The organism is Streptomyces sp. NPDC050619, assembly GCF_040654815.1.
Lineage (GTDB): Bacteria > Actinomycetota > Actinomycetes > Streptomycetales > Streptomycetaceae > Streptomyces.
The window spans coordinates 1-18,599 of sequence record NZ_JBFAIR010000079.1; the positions used below are offsets into that span (position 1 = coordinate 1).

Sequence of the window (18,599 nt, forward strand, 5' to 3'; positions counted from 1 at the left end):
GTGCCGTGCGGGTGGTCGGCACTCCCCTCGGAGCGGGGGAAGAACTCGTACCAGGAGCCGTACAGGGCGCGTTCGCGTTCCACCAGCAGCGGCAGGGTCTGCGAGGCGGTCACCAGCTCCCGCAGCGGATGCCGGGCCAGCACCGCGTCCACCTCCGGCGTCAACGCCGCGGCCAGCCGGGTCGCGACCGGCAGCGAGTCGTCCCGCAACGTCGCCACCGCGGCCAGCAGCGCCGCCCGCGCCGGACCCTGCGGTACCCCGGCTGCGGCCCGTTCGTACAGGTCGGCGCCCTCTTCCAGAACCAGTCCGGTGTCGATGCCGGCCGGGACCTTGATACGGGCCGTACGGCGCCAGGTGGACAGCGGGTCGCTCCAGGCCTCCACACGATAGGTCCAGTGACCCTCGACGTCCGGGGTCACCTCGGCGCCCCAGCGGTCGGTGCCCGGGGCCAGCTCCCGCATCGGCGTCCACGGGCCGTGCCTGCCCTCGGGGTCGGTCAGGACGACATTGGCGGCGACCGAGTCGTGCCCCTCGCGGAACACGGTCGCGGTGACCTCGAAGGTTTCCCCGGCGACCGCCTTCGCCGGACGCCTGCCGCTGTCCACGGCCGGGTGTACGTCCCGTACCGGGATGCGGCCGATGGCCGGGATCGAACTCATGTGGAACACCTCCGCCGTGCTCGACTGGGCCGGGCCCGTGGCCGGGCCGGGGAAGGAAAGCTGCGCCGGAAGGGTCTACCTCCGCGCGGGGGAACGCCGGTCCGGTGCCGGCGGGCCCCGCCTGGTGCCGGCGCGCCTGCCGGGCCGTCGCTCGGTCTCCTCCCGGAGGTAGGAGACGAGGCCGGCTCGCAGATAGCGTTCGGCGGCGTTCGCGGCCTCCCGCGCACAGCGCTTCCCCATCAGCACGCAGAGGGTGTAGCCGGCGTCTTCGAAGGTGGCCCGCACCCCGCGGTCGGCGGGGGCCGCGAGCATCATGCGTTCCCACGCCCGGTACCGCCGCAGGTGCCGGGCGACTTCGGCTTTGGCCGGTAGCAGCATGGTGCCGTTCACCTTCCAGGGCTCGATGGCACGTCTCCCGACCGTCGGGCGGCGGCCGTGCGCGGACACGCACCGATCCGTTACGGGCATCGAGGTCTTCACACATGGTGCACGCGTCACGACTCGGCGTCTTGTTGGAGCTTCAACCACCCCTCTGTGCGCTCGTGTTGCACGAATGGCGTAGCACCCGCACCCTTGAGGTGACTCAGAAGCGATCAGTGCTCACGCTTCGTGTTGGGGGCCCATGGGTCCCGCAGGGGGCGAGGGGAAGCGAGAGCTTCGCCGGTGAGGAGCCAACGACCATGAAGACCGCATCGCCCTGCTACTACCACCTCGACGTGGAGGTCAGCCCGGAACGGGTCGGGCAGGTCAGGCGCATCCTGGCCGCTCACCTCCGGTACTGGGACCTGGAGAACCTGGTCGAGCCCGTCTGCCACGGCACCGAACTGCTGCTGAAAGCCATCGACGAACACGCCACCGACAAGACCACGTCGATCGAGATGTGGTGGAACGGCCAGCACCTCATCACCGCCATCGGTGAGAACGACTGCGACCTGCGCCCGGACCAGGACCTGCGCGGCTGCCTGGAGCGCATCGCCGCGATGAGCGACGGGTGGGGCTGCTGTGCCACCGGCACCGGCAGCAAGGTCATCTGGTTCTCGCAGCGCGCCCGCGCCGGCGAACGCGTCCCGCTCGTGCCCACGGCCCCCGCGCCCAGACTGCGCGAGGTGCTCCAGGTGCCCCGGGAGGTACGCGTCGCGGCCCTGGCCGGCCCGGAGAGCACCGCGGATGGCGTCCTGGAGGACGCCCGGTGACCGCACGACCGCGCCGGAAAGGGGTGCCCGTCTGTACCGGGCACCCCTTCCCCTTGGGCGCCACCCACGACGGGAAGGGCACCAACTTCGCGCTGTTCAGCGAGGTCGCCGAACGCGTCGACCTCGTCCTCGTCGACGACGACGGCAGGCGCGGCACCTTCCCGCTGACCGAGGTCGACGGCTTCGTGTGGCACGGCTACCTGCCCGGGATCGGCCCGGGGCAGCGCTACGGCTACCGGGTGCACGGCCCGTGGCAGCCGGCCCTCGGCCACCGGTGCAATCCGAAGAAGCTGCTCCTCGACCCGTACGCCACGGCGGTCGACGGGCAGGTGGACAACCACGCCTCGCTCTTCGAGCGCACGGCGGACGGCCCGTCCCGCTTCGACAGCGCCGGGCACACCATGCTCGGGGTGGTCACCGACCCGGCCTTCGACTGGGGCGAGGACCAGCCGCGACGGCGGCCGTACGCCGACAGTGTGATCTACGAGGCGCACGTACGGGGACTCACCCGCACCCACCCCGAGGTCCCGCCCGAACTCCGCGGCACCTACGCCGGTATGGCCCACCCGGCGGTCGTCGAGCACCTGACCTCGCTCGGCGTGACCGCCCTCGAACTGATGCCGGTCCACCAGTTCGTGCAGGACGGCGTGCTGACGGACCGCGGCCTGTCCAACTACTGGGGCTACAACACGATCGGCTTCTTCGCGCCGCACAACGCCTACGCCGCCCACGGCACCCGCGGCCAGCAGGTCACCGAGTTCAAGTCGATGGTGAAGGCGCTGCACGAGGCCGGGCTCGAAGTGATCCTGGACGTCGTCTACAACCACACCGCCGAGGGCAACGAGAAGGGACCGACGCTGTCCTTCCGCGGCATCGACAACGCCTCCTACTACCGGCTGGTGGACGGCGACTGGGGGCACTACTACGACACCACCGGCACCGGCAACAGCCTGCTGATGCGCCACCCCTACGTCCTCCAGCTGATCATGGACTCGCTGCGGTACTGGGTGACCGAGATGCACGTCGACGGTTTCCGCTTCGACCTCGCGGCCACGCTGGCCCGGCAGTTCCACGAGGTGGACCGGCTGTCGGCGTTCTTCGACCTGATCCAGCAGGACCCGGTGATCAGCCGGGTCAAGCTCATCGCCGAACCGTGGGACGTGGGCGAGGGCGGCTACCAGGTGGGCAACTTCCCGCCGCTGTGGTCGGAGTGGAACGGCAAGTACCGGGACTGCGTACGGGACTTCTGGCGCGGCCAGCCGCACACGCTCGGCGAGTTCGCCTCCCGGCTGACCGGCTCCGCGGACCTGTACCAGCACAGCCGGCGCCGTCCGCGCGCCAGCGTCAACTTCGTCACCGCGCACGACGGCTTCACCCTGCGCGACCTCGTGTCGTACAACGACAAGCACAACGAGGCCAACGGCGAGGGCAACCGGGACGGCGAGAGCGTCAACCGCTCCTGGAACTGCGGGGCCGAGGGCGACACCGACGACCCGGCCGTCCTGGAGCTGCGCGCCCGCCAGCAGCGCAACTTCCTGGCCACACTGCTGCTCTCGCAGGGCATCCCGATGCTCTGCCACGGCGACGAACTCGGCCGCACCCAGCGCGGCAACAACAACGCCTACTGCCAGGACAACGAAGTCTCCTGGATCGACTGGCGGCCGACCGGGGAGCAGGACGCGCTGAGGGACTTCGCCCGGTACGTCATCGGGCTGCGCGCCGCCCACCCGGTGCTGCGCCGGCGCCGCTTCTTCCGCGGCGAGACCGTGACGCACGCCGGACAGCCGCTGCCCGACCTGGTGTGGCTGCTCCCGGACGCGCGCGAGATGACCGACGCGGACTGGCAGCGCTCCGACGCCCACTCGGTCGGCGTCTTCCTCAACGGAGACGCCATCGCCGAACCCGACCCGTGCGGGCGGCCCGTGGTGGACGACTCCTTCCTGCTCCTGCTCAACGGCTACTGGGAACCGGTCGAGTTCCGCCTGCCGGACCCCACGTACGGCGAACGCTGGACGACGCTGATCGACACCGCCGAGCCACAGGGCGCCGACGAGTCGGAGCACAAGGCCGGCACGGCGCTGACGGTCGTATCCCGCAGCCTGGTACTGCTCTCGCGGCCGTCCCGTACCGCGAAGTGAGGCTCAGAGCGCGCCCTACCGCTCGCGGCGCGAGGTCACCGTGAACTGCGCGCCGTCCGGGTCACGCAGTACGGCCTCCCCGCTGCCCTTCGACAGCACGCTGCCGCCGTGGACCTCCGCGGCCCGCGCGCAGGAGGTCACGTCGGAGACTGTGAAGTGGACCTGCCAGTGCGGGCGGACCCCCGGGTCGGGAGCCGAATCCGCCGCCCCCGACTCGATGCGCGCGACCACGACGCCGCGGCTGCGCAGCACGACCTCGCCGCCCTCGTAGTGGACCTCGCAGCAGCCGGGGCGGTCCGACGCCCATTCGAGGACCTCGCCGTAGAAGATGGCGGCGTCGAAGGCGTCGCGCGTGTGGAGCTTGATGAAGGCCGGCTGGGCCTGGCGCCAGCTCTCCCAGTCGGCGACGAGCTCGCCCTCCCAGATCCCGAAGGTCGCACCGTCCCGGTCGGCCAGCAGCGCCGCCCGCCCGGGCGGGAAGGACAGCGGACCCACCGCGGCCGTGCCTCCGCGCTCCTGCGCCCGCGACGCGGCCTCGTCGGCGCTGGACACGGCGAAGTACGGCGTCCAGGCCACCGCCATGTGCCACATGGTGGCGACCGCGGCGATCCCGGCCACCGGTGTCCCGTCCGCCACCGCGACCCGGAAGCGGTCACCGAGCTTCAGCGACTGCCACTGCCAGCCCAGCACGGCCGCGTAGAACGCCTCCGTCGTCTCCACGTCCCGGCTGGTCAGGCTCACCCAGCAGGGCGCGCCGAACACGGAGTGCGTGGACAGGACATCCTTCGTGGCACTGGGGGGTCGCACGTCGTGATTCATGACAGTCCTGTCCTGCTCTCGTCGGCCGGGGGCCATGGGTCTCGTACCAGTGTCCGACCGGAACCGCTCGGGGCGCCTGCCGAGTACCCCGGTGGTGGCGGCGAAACGGTGGCCTGTCCGCGTCCCGTCCGGTGGCGCGCGCCCGGACGAGTGACAGGATGGAGGCGTGTCCCAAGTACCGCACGAGCCCGCCGACGAGTCGGACCACATCTTCCGGCTCCAGGAAGAGGTCGACCAGCTCAAGGAAGCCGTCGCCTCGCACGCCGTCGTGGACCAGGCGATCGGCATGGTCGTCGCGCTCGGCAGAGTGACGCCTGACCAGGGCTGGGAAGTACTGAAGGACGTCTCCCAGCACACGAACATCAAGCTCCGCAATGTGGCGGAACTGATCCTCATCTGGGGGCGCGCCGGGGAGATGCCCCCGGAGATCCGCGTCGAGCTGGAAGAGGCCCTCGACCGCTACGGCCCCACGCAGATCCCGGGAGCGGCGCCGGAGTGACGGCGGCGGACCGGCTCAGCGATCCCCGGCTCGGCGATCCTCGCTTCAGCGGGCCTCGGTGAGGATCTCCTCGCGCAACCGGTCGAAGCAGCCGCTGAGCAGCCGCGAGACGTGCATCTGCGAGATGCCGAGCTGCTCCGCGATCCGGCTCTGTGTCATGCCTCCGAAGAAGCGCAGATAGAGGATGGTCCGCTCGCGCTCCGGGAGCGCCTCCAGGCAGGGTCTGACGGCCACCCGGTCGACGACCGTGTCGAAGCGCGGGTCCGGACCGCCGATCGCGTCCCCCAGGGCGTATCCGTCGGTGCCGGGCATCTCGGCCTCCAGCGACAGCGCCGAGAAACACTCCAGCGCCTCCATGCCGGTGCGCGCCTCGGCCTCGCTCATGCGCGCGTGCTTGGCGATCTCGGCCACCGTCGGAGCCCGCCCCGACGTCGTCTGCGACAGCTCCTTCGCGGCCTGCCGTACCCGGTTGCGCAGGTCCTGGACCCGGCGCGGCACGTGCAGCGTCCACATGTGGTCACGGAAGTGCCGCTTGATCTCGCCGGTGACGGTCGGCACGGCGTACGCCTCGAAGGCACAGCCCCGGGCCGGGTCGTAGTGGTCGACCGCCTTGACGAGCCCGAGAGCGGCCACCTGGTACAGGTCCTCCAGGGCCTCGCCGCGGCCCCGGAACCGGACGGCGATCCGTTCGGCCATGGGCAGCCACGCCTCGACCAGCTCGTCCCGCAGCGCCTTGCGCTGGGGCCCGGCGGGCATCCGAGCAAGCCGTTCGAAGTCCTTTGCGGTGTCGGGGGCGTCGTCGTGCGGGTGCGGCTTCGTTCTGCCAGTGACAGGCATGCTGCGTGCCTCCCTCAGCAGGTGCTGGATGACAGACACCATGGGAAGCGCGGGCACGGGCCTCGCGGAGGACACCCGGGGGCCCGGCCGGCCGGCTCCCACGGACTGTGCCTCCTGTCCGAAGCACTGAAATGCGCTTTCCCGGGGACGGGCGGAACGAAACAATTTTAGCAATACGGACAGATGGTGCAATCATCGGAATTCATGACCGTCACCTGCGCCCTTGACCATCCATTGGGGTTGTTACCTCTGCTACAGAGGTAATCTCGACGATGTGGAACGCGACGATGTGGAACTCGATGGTGTGGGACAAGAGACCTTCCCGGAAGAGCTGGCCGACGCGCTCGTCGGTGTCCAGCGGTTGATCCGGCGCCGACTGCGCCGGGAGATGCCCGACCCGCGGCTGCGCGGCGCCGAGGTGGAGCTGCTGCGCCTGGTCGTGGCACAGCCCGGCATCGGCATCTCGGACGCCGCCAAGGATCTGTACCTGGCGAGCAACTCGGTGTCGACGCTCGTCAACCAGCTGGCCCGCCAGGGCTATCTGACCCGCGAGACGGACCCGGCCGACCGGCGGGCCGCGCGACTGCTGCCGACCCCCGCGGCCGAGGCCCGGCTGAGCGAGTGGCGCAAGCGCCGTGCCGACCTCGTACGACGTCGGGTGGCCCGGCTCGACGAGGTGGACCAGGACGCGCTGCGCGAGGCGATCCCGGCTCTGCGGAAGCTGGTCGTCGAACTGCGCGAGGAGGCCGATCAGTCATGACGCGGGACGCCGCCACCCAGCAGGCCGAAGCCGTCACGTGCACCGGGCTCGGCTACGCCTTCGGCGAGACCAACGCCGTGGACGGGCTCGATCTGTCGGTGCGGGAAGGCGAGGTGTTCGGGCTGCTCGGACCCAACGGCGCCGGGAAGACCACGGCCATCCGCTGCATCACCACGCTGCTGCCGGTCCCCGCCGGCATGGTCCGCGTCTTCGGCCACGACACGGCGGGGGACCGGATGGCCGTACGGCGCCTCCTGGGCTACGTGCCCCAGCAGCTGTCCGCCGACGCCGGCCTCACCGGCCGGGAGAACGTCGCCCTGTTCGCCCGGGTCTTCGACGTGGCCCGCCGCGAACGCGCCGAACGCGTCGGCCAGGCCCTGACCGCCGTCGGCCTCACCGACGCCGCCGACCGGCTCGCCGGCACCTACTCCGGCGGCATGATCCGCCGGCTCGAACTCGCGCAGGCCCTGGTCAGCGCGCCCCGCCTGCTGATCCTCGACGAACCGACCATCGGCCTCGACCCGATCGCCCGGACGGGCGTGTGGGAGCACATCAACGCCGTCCGCGCGGCCACCGGCATGACCGTGCTGGTGACCACCCACTACATGGACGAGGCCGACCAGTACTGCGACCGGGTCGGCCTGATGCACCGCGGCCGAATCCGGGCACTCGGCACCCCGGTCGAGCTCAGGGAGGGGCTCGGCGAACGCCGGCGCGCCGCGGGAGCGGCGGCCACGGACCCGCTGCCCACGCTGGAGGACGTGTTCCGCGACATCGCCGGCAGCGGTCTCGACGACCAGTCAGGAGATTTCCGCGATGTCCGAAGCACCCGCCGCACCGCCAACCGCGTCGGCTGACCGTGCCCGCGAGAACGGCATAGGCCTGCTGCTCCAGCCACCCCGGCCCCGAGCGGGCTGGCGGCTGCTGCCCGCGCGGGTCGTGGCGATGTGCGCCGTCGAACTTCAGAAGCTGCGCCACGACCGCACCGAGCTGTACACGCGGGCGGTCCAGCCGGCCCTGTGGCTGCTGATCTTCGGTCAGACCTTCACCCGCATCAAGGCGATCCCCACCCCCGGCGTCCCCTACATCGACTACCTGGCGCCCGGCATCATCGCCCAGTCCGCGATGTTCATCGCCATCTTCTACGGCATCCAGATCATCTGGGAGCGCGACGCCGGCGTCCTCAACAAGCTCCTGGTCACGCCGACTCCGCGCTCGGCGCTGATCACCGGCAAGGCGTTCGCGGCCGGGGTGAAGTCGCTCATCCAGGCCGTCGTCGTCATCGTCATCGCCGCCCTGCTCGGCGTGGCGCTGACCTGGAACCCCCTCAAGCTGCTCGGCGTCGCGGGGGCGGTGATCCTCGGGTCCGTCTTCTTCTCCTGTCTGTCGATGACCATCGCCGGCATCGTGCTCAGCCGGGACCGGCTGATGGGCATCGGCCAGGCGATCACCATGCCGCTGTTCTTCGGCTCCAACGCCCTCTACCCGCTGTCCGTCATGCCGGGCTGGCTCCAGGCGGTCAGCAAGGTCAACCCTCTCAGCTATCAGGTCGACGCCCTGCGCGGCCTGCTCCTGGGCACCCCCGCGCACCTCGCGCTCGACTTCGCGGTGCTGCTCGTGGCCGCCGCGCTCGGCATCACCGCGGCCTCCTCCCTCCTGGGCCGGCTGGCCCGCTGATCAGGCGGCCGGAGAGTGATGTGCGGCACGCGCCTGAACGCGGCCGTCCGCTCGGTCGGCGGATTCTTCCTGCGCAGCGCTTGATCAGCGATCAAGAGGAGGAATTCGCTGGCCACAGGGCGTTCCACTCATTTGACAGTGCGCTGAGCACACAGATAGGAAGCAGCTCTCTGAGGTCGAGAGGTGGACTGTGTACGAGCCGAACGTGGTCGGTGACTGGCAGGAGTACGACGAGCATGCCGGTCTGCGTGTCCGCGTCCACCGCCTGGAGGCGGCCGAGCCGCCGCGCGGACGGGACGACGCTGCCGAGGGACTCGCCTATTTCAGTGTGCGCGTGACCGTCGAGAACCGCGGCAGCCGGCACTTCGAGATCCACCTGGAGGACGGCCAGATCGATGTGCGCATCGGCCCCGACGGGGAGGGCGCCTTCATCGACTGGCGGAACTCGCAGTTCATCGAGGGCTTCGACGTCTACCCGCTGCGCCGGGCGACCGCCGTGCTGTACGCCGCCGGACCGGAGGCGTCGCTGGCCCAGGTGGACGTCCAGATCCAGCTGCGCGTCGACGAGGAATGGGCCGACCGCCGGATGTGGTCGGGTGGCATCGGGCTGCACGACGGGGCCGTCGGTGCGCCCACCGGTGCGGTGCCGGACGGCCTGGCGTGCCAGGTGAGCAACTTCCTGCGGGACCAGGCGGAGGAAGGCACCGCCTGACGCGCCCGGCCCCGGTTCGCCTCAGTGCGGGATGCCGTCGATGATCTCGCGGGCGCCCTGCCGCAGCAGGGCCACGGCGACCGACGTGCCCAGCGTGGCCGGGTCGAGCCGGCCGGCCCACTCGTGGGCGTTGAGCCGGGTCTTGCCGTCCGGGGTGAACACGCAGGCGCGCAGGGACAGTTCGCCGCTGCGGTCCACGTGCGCGTACCCGGCGATCGGGCTGTTGCAGTGCCCCTGAAGGACGTGCAGGAACATCCGCTCGGCACTCGCCTCGCGATGGGTGTCCGGGTGGCCGAGCGCGCTGATGGCGTCGATCAGTTCGCTGTCGCCCTCCCGGCACTGCAGGGCGAGGATGCCCGCGCCGATCGGCGGCATCATCGTCTCGGGGGAGAGCACCTCGGTGATCACGTCGCGCCGGTCGATCCGCTCCAGACCGGCGACCGCGAGCAGCAGCGCGTCGGCGTCACCGGCGGCCAGCTTCTCCAGCCGCCGGTTGGCGTTGCCGCGGAACGGCACGCAGTCCAGGTGCGGGTGGGTGGCGGCCAGTTGGGCGACCCGGCGCACCGAGGAGGTGCCGATCCGGGTCCCGGCCGGGAGTTCGTCCAGGGTGAGGCCGCCCGGGTGGACGAGGGCGTCGCGGATGTCGTCCCGCTTGAGGAACGCGGCGAACGTCGTGCCCGCCGGGAGCGGACGGTCGGCGGGCACGTCCTTGACACAGTGCACCGCGAGATCCGCCTGGCCGGCCAGCAGCGCGGCGTCGACCTCCTTGGTGAACGCCCCCTTGCCCTCGACCTGGGACAGATCACCCATCCACTTGTCACCGGTCGTCTTCACCGGCACGACCTCGGTGCGCACCTGTGGGTGGAGTATGGCCAACTCGGCGCGTACCCGCGCCACTTGGGCGAGCGCCATCGGAGAGTCGCGGGAGACGATACGGATCAGCTCGGGCACGGACATGCCGAACACGATAGACCCTCGGGACGACGCATCCGTGCACTACTGCCCGACTCCCCACCGACGGGGAAGCCTCCTCGTCGTGATCCGTGGGGCCTCACGGGGTGCCGGTTCCGCGAATGTCCACGGAGTTCCCGTGCCACCGACGGCCGTGCGCCTCGGCGCTGGCGGGCCAGGCCGGCACCGTCAGCAATCCCCCGACCAGGAACGTGCCGCGCGGATACCGGTCGAGGAGTGGGCCCGTCGCCGTGACCCCGGCCGGTCCGCCGCGGCCGAACGCCGGCAGTACGGCGCTCACCGCGTCCCGGCCGAACCCGCTCATGCACGACGGCACCCCGCAGGAGCCACGGGTGCTCGGCGAGGGCGCGGGAGAAGTAGCCGATCCAGTCGGCGGCCCGGCCCGGCGCGGATCGCCCAGCGCCGAGGGCCAGTTGTGGTCCGTGACGGGGGCCACGCGGTCGGGGAATTCCTCCAGCCTCGCGCGGTGGAGGTCCCGCCAGGGGTGCACGGCGTCCGCGTGGCCGCGCATGGCGAGCACCTCGACGACCATGGGGGCGTGGTTGCCGAGCCGGCCCAGGCGCTCCGGGCCCGATGCGTGCAGGCGTACCAGCGCTTCTTCGAGGTGCCCGCTCGTGTCGTTCGTATCGCTTGTGACGCCGGTGTCGCTGGCGTCCATGTGCGGGACGCCATGCTGCCCATGGGCGGGCCGGGATCGGGCGCGGGACGTAAAGCCCGGGGTGCGTGGGTCCTACGTCTCGCGCCGCATCCCGTCGCCCGTTCAGGCGTTGGGGTCGAAGGTGATCCCGGACGGCTTCGCCGACGCCAGGCCGTTCGCGAAGTTGGCGTCCTTCAGGGAGAAGTTGGCGCTGCCGAAGTCGTACGCGCTCAACTTGTCGCGCAGGCCCGCCGGGTAGCCGTTCCAGCCGACCAGTGGCGGGTACTGCCAGGTGCCCTTGTGGTTCTCCGGCGGCTCGTCGCCCGAGCCCGCCAGGCGGAAGCAGTGCGTGCTGGCGCCGTCCTTGTGGTAGACGACCTTCGCGTGCGTGCCGTCGAAGCGGACGCCGGACGCCGCGGTCACCGTGTACGAACCGTGGTTGGACGTCGAGACGTACTTGACCTGGTTGTTCTGCACCCACACCACGACGTGCTCCCAGTCGTTGCGGTGCCCGCCGAGGCCGCTGCCCGCGACCGCCTGGTCCTTCTCGAAGTACAGGCCGTACATGTAGGCGCACCAGCCGTTGTTGCACTTGTAGCGCGAGTAGCTGTTGGTGTTGTCGAGGTCCGAGGCGTCCCGGCATTCGCCGTTGAGGGCGCCGGACGGGTTGAGGCCGCCGTTGACCGTTCCGTCGGGGCCGATGGCGGGGGTGGGGTAGCAGCCGTCCGTGTCGTAGTCGAAGGCCGGCAGATAGGTCTTCTCGGCGGCTTCCGCGTTGGCGGGGAGTGCCTGCGGCGGAGCGGCGAAGGCGGCGGTGGGGAAGGCGACGACGAGGGCGGCGGCGCCGGCCAGGCCGGTGAGCCATCTCCTGCGGTGCGCCTTGAACGACGGTGACGACACTGCGTCCTCCTCTTGGTGCGGGCGCAGCCCAACGGCTGTGGGGGGCAAGGAAGTTCAGCTTCCCCGCTTTTCATGTCCGCGCCAAGAGGTCGCACACGTCTCTCCGGTTACAACCGTCCCAACAGTTGGATCGTGACGGGATGTCAGACCAGGTCGTCCGGCAGGTCGGCCGCCGACTCCTCGGGCGCGAGGTCCGGCCGCAGCCGCAGCCAGGACGGCTGACGCAGCATCCCGGCCCGGGTACGGGTGCTGTAGCGGACCTCGCCGACCAGCCGGGGCAGCACCCAGTGCGCGCCCGCCACCGCCGGGACCGGGTCGAAGGGGCACACCTCCGTCTCGGCGGTCCGCAGCAGCGCGGCGAGATGCTCTCGCTCGGCCTCGCTCCAGCCGGTACCCACACCGCCGACGTAGCGCAGGCGCCCCGCGGCCCGCTGACCGACCAGCACGGCGCCCGGCAGTCCCGTGATCCGTCCCTTGCCGGGCAGCCAGCCGCCCACGACGACATCCTCGCTGCGCATGTTCCGGATCTTGATCCAGGCCCGGGAGCGGACCCCGGGCTCGTACACCGAGTCCAGCCGCTTGCAGACCAGGCCCTCCAGGCCGTGTTCGCGGGTCGCCCACAGGGCCTGCTCGCCATGACCGACGAGCGCGGTGGGAGTCGACCAGTGGGGACCGGCCAGACCCAGCTCCTCCAACCGTGTGCGGCGCCGGGCGTAGGGGAGTGAGAGGAGGGAGTGGCCGCCGAGGTGCATCACGTCGAACAGCACGAGATGTGCGGGGACCTCCGACGCCATGCGCGCCGCCCTGCCGGGTGCCTGCACCAGGCCCATGCGGGACTGGAGCAACTGGAAGTCGGCGTGCCCCTGTTCGTCCAGTGCCAGTACCTCACCGTCCAGCACCGCGGGGGTGGCGCCGAGCGCGCTCCCCAGCGGCAGCAGCTCGGGATACGCGACGGTGACGACCTCCCCCGACCGGGCGCGCAGGACCACGCTGCCGTCTCCGGCGAGATAGACCACCACCCGCTGGCCGTCCTGTTTGGTCTCGTACGCCCAGCGCGCGTCCTGCGCCCGGGGCGGCAGGGTACCGGGCGTGGCCAGCATGGGAGGGATCAGCGGGAGGCTCACGGGTCAGTTGTCGACGGCGCGGCCCGCCGCCACGCGCGCTACCCGCGGGTTTCCCCTGAACGGCGCCGTCCGCGGCCCTCTCGCGGCCCTCGCGGGAGAGGAGCCTCGGCCAGCCGACGGCCCCGTCGGCCCGCAGCACCTGGCCGTTGCCCCACCGGGTCGTCCCGTCCCGGCGCCGACCCGGTGGCGGACGTCAAGACAGGGCCGGGACGTCGGAGCGCTCCGTGGTCGGCGGCACGGCCTGCACCAGGCCCGTCTGGTAGGCCGTCACGACGAGTTGGGCCCGGTCGCGCGCGCCCATCTTTCTTCGTTGGGGTGGCCCTCGGCGACCTATGCCCTCACCTCCCGTTCGCGGGTGGTGAGGGGCGCGAGGTCCTCGGCAGCGGCCAGCCGGGTGCCCAGGACCGGAGCCGCCAGGAAGCGCGTGATCAGCGTGCGGGTGGCGCCGGGGGACAGGAACGAGTCGCCGGCCGCCACGGTCCGGATCCCGGCCAGGAGCACCTCGGCGGTGACGTCCTTGCCGAGGAAGCCGCTCGCACCGGCCCGCAGCGCCTGAGCCACGTACTCGTCGATCTCGAACGCCCGGCCGGGCAGCAAGCACCACCTCATCGTCGATGGGCAGGGCATCCCGCTCGCGGTGTCGCTGACCGGCGGAAACCGCAACGACGTCACCCAGCCGCTGCCTCTGCTCGACAAGATCCCGGCCGTCGCGGGCCGGATCGGCAGACCGCGCAGACGGCCGGACGCCCTGCCGGCCGACCGCGGCTACCACCACGACAAGTACCGCAGCTTGCTCCGGCAGCGCGGGATCCGCCCCGTGATCGCGGAGCGAGGCCAGCCACACGGCACCGGCCTGAGCACTTCCGCTACGCCGTCGAGCGCACGATCGACTGGCTCCACGGCTTCCGCCGCCTGCGCATCCGCTGGGAACGACGCGACGACATCCACGAAGCGATCCTCGGCCTCGCCGTCTGCCTGATCACCCACCGCCACGTCCAACGCCTTTGTCAGAGCGGATCAACGGGCTGTGGATCTACCCGCCCGTCGACGACACGGAGCAGATCCTCGCCGTGGCGGGCACCTCGCCTCGCGTGAGCGCACTTGCGTGGGTTCTGCCCCAGTTACCTCAACGTGGGCCCACCACAGCGGCGTTACTAGGGATTTTCCCGTCCCGCCGGACCGAGACTTTCGCCGTGTCGCAACCGAGAGAACCCGAGAGAACCCGCTTGACCTGAGCCGACGCCCCCGCATACCGACCCGGGTCCCGGCCCAGGTCACTCCGACGGGGCGGCCGCCCGTCCCCCGGGGCGGCCGCCCTCCGCGTGCACTCGCGTGCCCGCGCCCGTGGCCCGCGGGCAGCCGCCCGGTCCGTGACCACACCGGCCCCGCCGAGCCGAAGACATCCCGCATCGGTAACCGCTGTCGAGGTGACTTGAGATGAACAACGAACACAAGCTCAGGGACTACCTGAAGCGGGCCACCGCCGACCTGCGGCACAGCCGGCAGCGCGTCCAGGAACTCGAGGCCGCCGCCCACGAGCCCGTCGCCATCATCGGCATGGCCTGCCGCTACCCGGGCGGGGTGAGCGACCCCGACGGCCTCTGGGACCTGCTCGTCGACGGCGGACACGGCATCGGACCCTTCCCCGACGACCGCGGCTGGGACCTCGACGCGGTCTCGGCCGCCGCCTCGGGGGGCGGCTTCCTGCACGACGCCACCGACTTCGACGCCGAGTTCTTCGGTATCTCCGCGCGCGAAGCGGTCGCCATGGACCCCCAGCAGCGGATCGTGCTCGAATCCACCTGGGAAGCCATCGAGTCCGCGCACCTCGACCCCACGGCCCTGCGCGGCAGCGAGACCGCCGTGTTCATGGGCGCCATGGCTCAGGAGTACCGCGCCGGAGCGGAGGACGGCGCCCGGGGCCTGCATCTCACCGGCAATGCCGGCAGCGTCCTGTCCGGCCGTATCGCCTACACCCTCGGCCTGACCGGACCGGCCCTCACCGTCGACACCGCCTGCTCCTCCTCCCTCGTCGCCCTCCACCTCGCCTCACACGCCCTGCGCACCGGCGAGTGCGCCCTCGCCCTCGCCGGCGGCGTCACCGTCATGTCCACGCCCTCCACCCACCTGGAGTTCGGCCGGCAGGGTGGCCTCTCGGCCGACGGGCGGTGCCGCTCCTTCGCCGACTCCGCCGACGGCACCGGCTGGTCGGAGGGCGTCGGCGTGCTGCTGCTGGAACGCCTCTGTGACGCCCGCCGCAATGGCCATCGCGTCCTCGCCGTCGTCCGCGGCTCCGCCGTCAACCAGGACGGCGCCAGCAACGGCCTCACCGCGCCCAACGGCCCCTCCCAGCAACGCGTCATCGAGCAGGCCCTGATCAATGCCCGCCTCTCCGCCGACCAGATCGACGCCGTCGAGGCACACGGCACCGCCACCACCCTCGGCGACCCCGTCGAGGCCCAGGCCCTGCTCGCCACCTACGGCCGCGCACACACCGCCGAACGCCCGCTGCTGCTCGGCTCGGTGAAGTCCAACCTCAGCCACACGCAGGCCGCCGCGGGCGTCGCAGGCGTCATCAAGACCGTGCAGGCCATCCGGCACGGCATCGTGCCCCGCACCCTGCACGTCGACGAGCCCAACACCCACGTCGACTGGTCGGACGGCACGGTACGCCTCGTCACCGGCAACACCCCCTGGCCCGAGACCGGGCAGCCCCGCCGCGCCGCCGTCTCCTCCTTCGGCATCAGCGGCACCAACGCCCACGCCGTCATCGAACAGGCCCCCGCCGACGACGCCCCCGACCCCGCCCCCGCGCCCGCCCCCGTACCGCTGGTCCTGTCCGGCCGCACCCCGCAGGCCCTCGCCGACCAGGCGGCCCGCCTGCGCACCGCCCTGGACCGAGCCGACACACCGCCCCGGGTGGACGCCCTCGCCCGCGCACTCGCCACCACCCGCACCGCCTTCGAGCACCGCTCCGCCTTCGTCACCGCCGATCCCGCCACCGTCACGGCCGCCCTCACCAGCCTCGCCGACGGCACCCCCGTCCCCGGCCTGCTGCGGCACACCGCGACCGACACGCCCACCGCCTTCCTCTTCTCCGGCCAGGGTGCCCAACGCCTCGGCGCGGGCCGCGAGTCGTACGACCGTTTCCCGGCGTTCCGCGCCGCCCTCGACGAGGCGCTCGCCCTGCTGCCGCCCGGTGTGCGCGAGGCCATGTGGGGCACCGACGCATCCGCCCTGAACCACACCGGCACCGCCCAGCCCGCCCTCTTCGCCCTGGAGGTGGCGCTCTTCCGCCTCCTCGAATCCTGGGGCGTGCGGCCCGACTTCGTGGCCGGGCACTCCATCGGCGAGATCGCCGCCGCCCATGTGGCCGGCGTGCTGTCCCTCGCGGACGCCTGCACCCTGGTCACCGCCCGGGCCTCGCTGATGGCCGACCTCCCCGAGGGCGGCGCCATGACCGCCGTACGCGCGTCCGAGGAGCAGGTACGCCCGTACCTCACCGCCGACGTCGCCGTGGCCGCCGTCAACGGCCCCGCCTCCGTGGTCCTGTCCGGGCCCGCCGACGCCGTGGGAGAAATCGCCGCACGACTCGCCACCGACGGGCACCGCACCACACCCCTGCGGGTCTCCCACGCCTTCCACTCGCCGCTGATGGAGCCGATGCTGGCCGACTTCGCGCAGGCGCTGTCCGGCATCTCCTTCCACCCGCCGCGCATCCCGCTCGTCTCCAACCTGACCGGCACCCTCGCCACCCCCGACGACCTGTGCGACCCGGACTACTGGGTCCGCCACGTCCGCGAGACCGTCCGCTTCGCCGACTGCCTCGGCGCCCTCGCCGGGCACGGCGTCCGCACCTTCCTCGAACTCGGACCCGACGCCGTCCTCACCGGCCTGGTCCCCGAGGCGGCACCCGAGGACGGCGTCGCCCTCGCCACCCTGCGCGAGGACACCCCCGAGACCACCGCCCTCGCCACGGCCCTCGCCGCCCTGCACACCACCGGCGTCCACGTCGACTGGACGCGCTACTTCGCCGACACCCCCGCCCACCCCATCGATCTCCCCACCTACGCCTTCCAGCGCCGCCGGCACTGGCCGGCCGCGGGTGTCGGCGGCGCCGGGGACGTCCGTACCGTCGGCCTCGCCCCCGCCGAACACGGCCTGCTCGGGGCCGCGGTGTCCCTCGCCGACTCCGACGGCGCCCTGCTCTCCGGCCGCCTGTCCTTCGCCACCCACCGCTGGCTGGCCGACCACCGTATCGACGGCCGCGTCCTCCTCCCCGGCGCCGCCTTCGTGGAACTCGCCCTGCGCGCGGGCGACGAGTTCGGCTGCGACCGCGTGGCCGAACTCGCCCTCCCGGCCCCGCTCGAACTGCCCGAGCACGGCGCCGTCCAGATCCAGACCTTCGTCGGCGGCCCCGACGCCTCCGGCCACCGCCCCGTCACCATCTACGCCCGCCCCGACGGTCGCGACGACCACCCCTGGACCGCGCACGCGACGGGCCGCCTCAGCCCCGGCACGGAAACCGACACACCCCCGGCCCTCGACACCACACCGTGGCCTCCCGTCGGCGCCGAACCCGTCCCCCTCGACGGCGCCTACGACGCCCTCGCCGACCACGGCTTCACCTACGGCCCCGCCTTCCGCGGCCTGCGCTCCCTGTGGCGCCGCGACAGCGACCTCTACGTCGAGGCCGAACTCCCCGCGGTCAACCGCACCGCGGGCTTCGCCCTCCACCCCGTCCTGCTGGACGCCCTGCTCCACGCCATCGCCCACGGCGGCGACGGCCGACTCGGCGTGCCGTTCGCCTGGGAAGGCGTCGGCCTGTACGCCACCGGCGCCACAAAGGTGCGCGCCCGCATCACCCCGCAGGGCGAGGACACCGTCGCGATCGACGTCGTGGACCCCGTGGGCGCCCCCGTCCTGACCGTGGACGCCCTCACCACCCGCCCCCGCGACGCCGCTCGCCCCGGCCCCGCGATCGCCGCCGACACCCTGTACCGCGTCGACTGGATCCCGGCCCCCGAGACGGCCTTCTCCGAGGGTCGCCCCGCCCTGCTCGCCGCCCCCGCCGACGCCCCGCTCGCCCGGGAGATCAGCGACGCCCTCGGCGACGCGCCCGTACCTGTCTACGCCGATCTCACCGAACTCGCGGACGCGACACCGCTGCCCGACGTGGTCTTGGCCCCCCTCATGGCCGACCCGGCGGAGACCGACCCCGTAACCGAACTCCACACCCTCGCCTCCCGGGCCCTCGACCTGGTCCGCCAATGGCGGCACGACGAGCGCCTTCGCGCCCCCCGCCTGGTGGTGGTCCTCCGCGACGACCGCCCCGCGACGGCCGCCGTCTGCGGCCTGTTGAGGGCCGCCGAGTCCGAACACCCGGGCGGCATAGGCCTGTTGGTGTTGGACGCGGAGCCCGTGGACGGAACACGGCTGCGCCACGCCCTCGACAGCGGCGAACGGGAGATCGCCCTCACCGACGGCCGCGTCACCGTTCCCCGGCTGGTGCGTGCCGGTCGGTCGGGGGGTGCGGGGGTGGAGTGGGCCGGTTCGGGTGCCGTGGTGGTGACGGGCGGTACGGGTGGTTTGGGTGCGGTGGTGGCTCGGCATCTGGTGCGGGTGCACGGGGTGCGGGAGTTGGTGTTGCTTTCGCGGCGGGGGTTGGATGC

The 18,599-nt window shown here is 72.2% G+C and carries 15 protein-coding genes and 3 pseudogenes; 9 read left to right on the forward strand and 9 right to left on the reverse strand.

Annotated elements, in window-relative coordinates; genetic code table 11:
• Together AB0I77_RS52045 and AB0I77_RS52050 are read right to left on the reverse strand one after the other, a co-directional pair.
• The coding region (locus AB0I77_RS52045) for a maltotransferase domain-containing protein (RefSeq protein ID WP_363290057.1) at nucleotides 1-659 on the reverse strand (659 nt) is incomplete at its 3' end.
• A gap of 75 nt (nucleotides 660-734) precedes the next feature.
• Complete coding sequence (locus AB0I77_RS52050) at nucleotides 735-1,037, reverse strand: DUF5133 domain-containing protein (RefSeq protein ID WP_363290071.1); 303 nt, start codon at nucleotides 1,035-1,037, stop codon at nucleotides 735-737.
• Nucleotides 1,038-1,339: 302 nt separating this feature from the next.
• Between AB0I77_RS52050 and AB0I77_RS52055 the strand changes: the two genes are divergently transcribed.
• Nucleotides 1,340-1,852 (forward strand): pep a2, encoded by a 513-nt coding sequence (locus tag AB0I77_RS52055; protein WP_363290058.1) that lies wholly within the window; start codon nucleotides 1,340-1,342, stop codon nucleotides 1,850-1,852.
• Entirely contained in the window at nucleotides 1,849-3,990 is a 2,142-nt protein-coding gene (gene glgX, locus AB0I77_RS52060) for a glycogen debranching protein GlgX (protein WP_363290059.1), read from the forward strand. Before AB0I77_RS52055 ends, glgX begins: the two co-directional genes overlap by 4 nt.
• Nucleotides 3,991-4,005: 15 nt before the next feature.
• Here the strand turns inward: glgX and AB0I77_RS52065 are convergent, their stop codons facing one another.
• The gene (locus tag AB0I77_RS52065) at nucleotides 4,006-4,809 is read right to left on the reverse strand and encodes a VOC family protein (RefSeq protein WP_363290060.1); all 804 of its coding nucleotides are present in this window, start codon (nucleotides 4,807-4,809) and stop codon (nucleotides 4,006-4,008) included.
• Nucleotides 4,810-4,975: 166 nt separating this feature from the next.
• Here AB0I77_RS52065 and AB0I77_RS52070 point away from each other — a divergent pair, with 166 nt between their 5' ends.
• On the forward strand, nucleotides 4,976-5,308 hold the full coding sequence (locus tag AB0I77_RS52070) for an ANTAR domain-containing protein (protein WP_363290061.1): 333 nt from the start codon (nucleotides 4,976-4,978) through the stop codon (nucleotides 5,306-5,308).
• Nucleotides 5,309-5,353: 45 nt separating this feature from the next.
• On the opposite strand, the gene AB0I77_RS52075 is transcribed toward AB0I77_RS52070, so the two are convergent.
• A complete protein-coding gene (locus AB0I77_RS52075; RefSeq protein ID WP_363290063.1) occupies nucleotides 5,354-6,145 on the reverse strand; it encodes an RNA polymerase sigma factor SigF in 792 nt (263 codons plus the stop codon).
• A gap of 304 nt (nucleotides 6,146-6,449) precedes the next feature.
• On the opposite strand from AB0I77_RS52075, the gene AB0I77_RS52080 reads away from it, so the two are divergent.
• The 4 genes from AB0I77_RS52080 (at nucleotide 6,450) to AB0I77_RS52095 (ending at nucleotide 9,294) form a co-directional block, all read left to right on the forward strand.
• A complete protein-coding gene (locus AB0I77_RS52080; protein WP_363290072.1) occupies nucleotides 6,450-6,905 on the forward strand; it encodes a MarR family transcriptional regulator in 456 nt (151 codons plus the stop codon).
• Entirely contained in the window at nucleotides 6,902-7,762 is an 861-nt protein-coding gene (locus AB0I77_RS52085; protein WP_363290064.1) for an ATP-binding cassette domain-containing protein, read from the forward strand. Before AB0I77_RS52080 ends, AB0I77_RS52085 begins: the two co-directional genes overlap by 4 nt.
• Nucleotides 7,722-8,582 (forward strand): ABC transporter permease, encoded by an 861-nt coding sequence (locus AB0I77_RS52090; RefSeq protein ID WP_363290065.1) that lies wholly within the window; start codon nucleotides 7,722-7,724, stop codon nucleotides 8,580-8,582. The genes AB0I77_RS52085 and AB0I77_RS52090 overlap by 41 nt, the downstream gene beginning before the upstream one ends.
• A gap of 190 nt (nucleotides 8,583-8,772) precedes the next feature.
• Nucleotides 8,773-9,294: a hypothetical protein gene (locus AB0I77_RS52095; protein WP_363290066.1), complete on the forward strand. Its 522-nt coding sequence runs from the start codon at nucleotides 8,773-8,775 to the stop codon at nucleotides 9,292-9,294.
• Nucleotides 9,295-9,315: 21 nt separating this feature from the next.
• Here AB0I77_RS52095 and hemC read toward each other — a convergent pair whose 3' ends face one another.
• The 5 genes and pseudogenes from hemC to AB0I77_RS52120 form a co-directional block, all read right to left on the reverse strand.
• Nucleotides 9,316-10,251, reverse strand: a complete 936-nt coding sequence (hemC, locus tag AB0I77_RS52100) for a hydroxymethylbilane synthase (RefSeq protein ID WP_363290067.1) — start codon at nucleotides 10,249-10,251, stop codon at nucleotides 9,316-9,318.
• Nucleotides 10,252-10,592: 341 nt separating this feature from the next.
• A pseudogene (locus AB0I77_RS52105) lies at nucleotides 10,593-10,924 on the reverse strand (hypothetical protein); the annotation flags it as partial.
• 102 nt (nucleotides 10,925-11,026) lie between these two features.
• Nucleotides 11,027-11,803 carry an NPP1 family protein gene (locus tag AB0I77_RS52110; protein WP_363290068.1) on the reverse strand — a complete coding sequence of 259 codons (777 nt, stop codon included), beginning with the start codon at nucleotides 11,801-11,803 and terminating at the stop codon, nucleotides 11,027-11,029.
• Nucleotides 11,804-11,946: 143 nt separating this feature from the next.
• Nucleotides 11,947-12,927 (reverse strand): ATP-dependent DNA ligase, encoded by a 981-nt coding sequence (locus AB0I77_RS52115; RefSeq protein WP_363290069.1) that lies wholly within the window; start codon nucleotides 12,925-12,927, stop codon nucleotides 11,947-11,949.
• Nucleotides 12,928-13,120: 193 nt separating this feature from the next.
• Nucleotides 13,121-13,506: pseudogene (locus AB0I77_RS52120) on the reverse strand (DNA-binding response regulator); the annotation flags it as partial.
• A gap of 4 nt (nucleotides 13,507-13,510) precedes the next feature.
• Between AB0I77_RS52120 and AB0I77_RS52125 the strand changes: the two are divergent.
• A pseudogene (locus AB0I77_RS52125) lies at nucleotides 13,511-13,926 on the forward strand (IS5 family transposase); the annotation flags it as partial.
• Nucleotides 13,927-14,364: 438 nt separating this feature from the next.
• Nucleotides 14,365-18,599: beta-ketoacyl synthase N-terminal-like domain-containing protein (locus AB0I77_RS52130; RefSeq protein ID WP_363290070.1), on the forward strand; the 4,235-nt coding region annotated here is incomplete at its 3' end.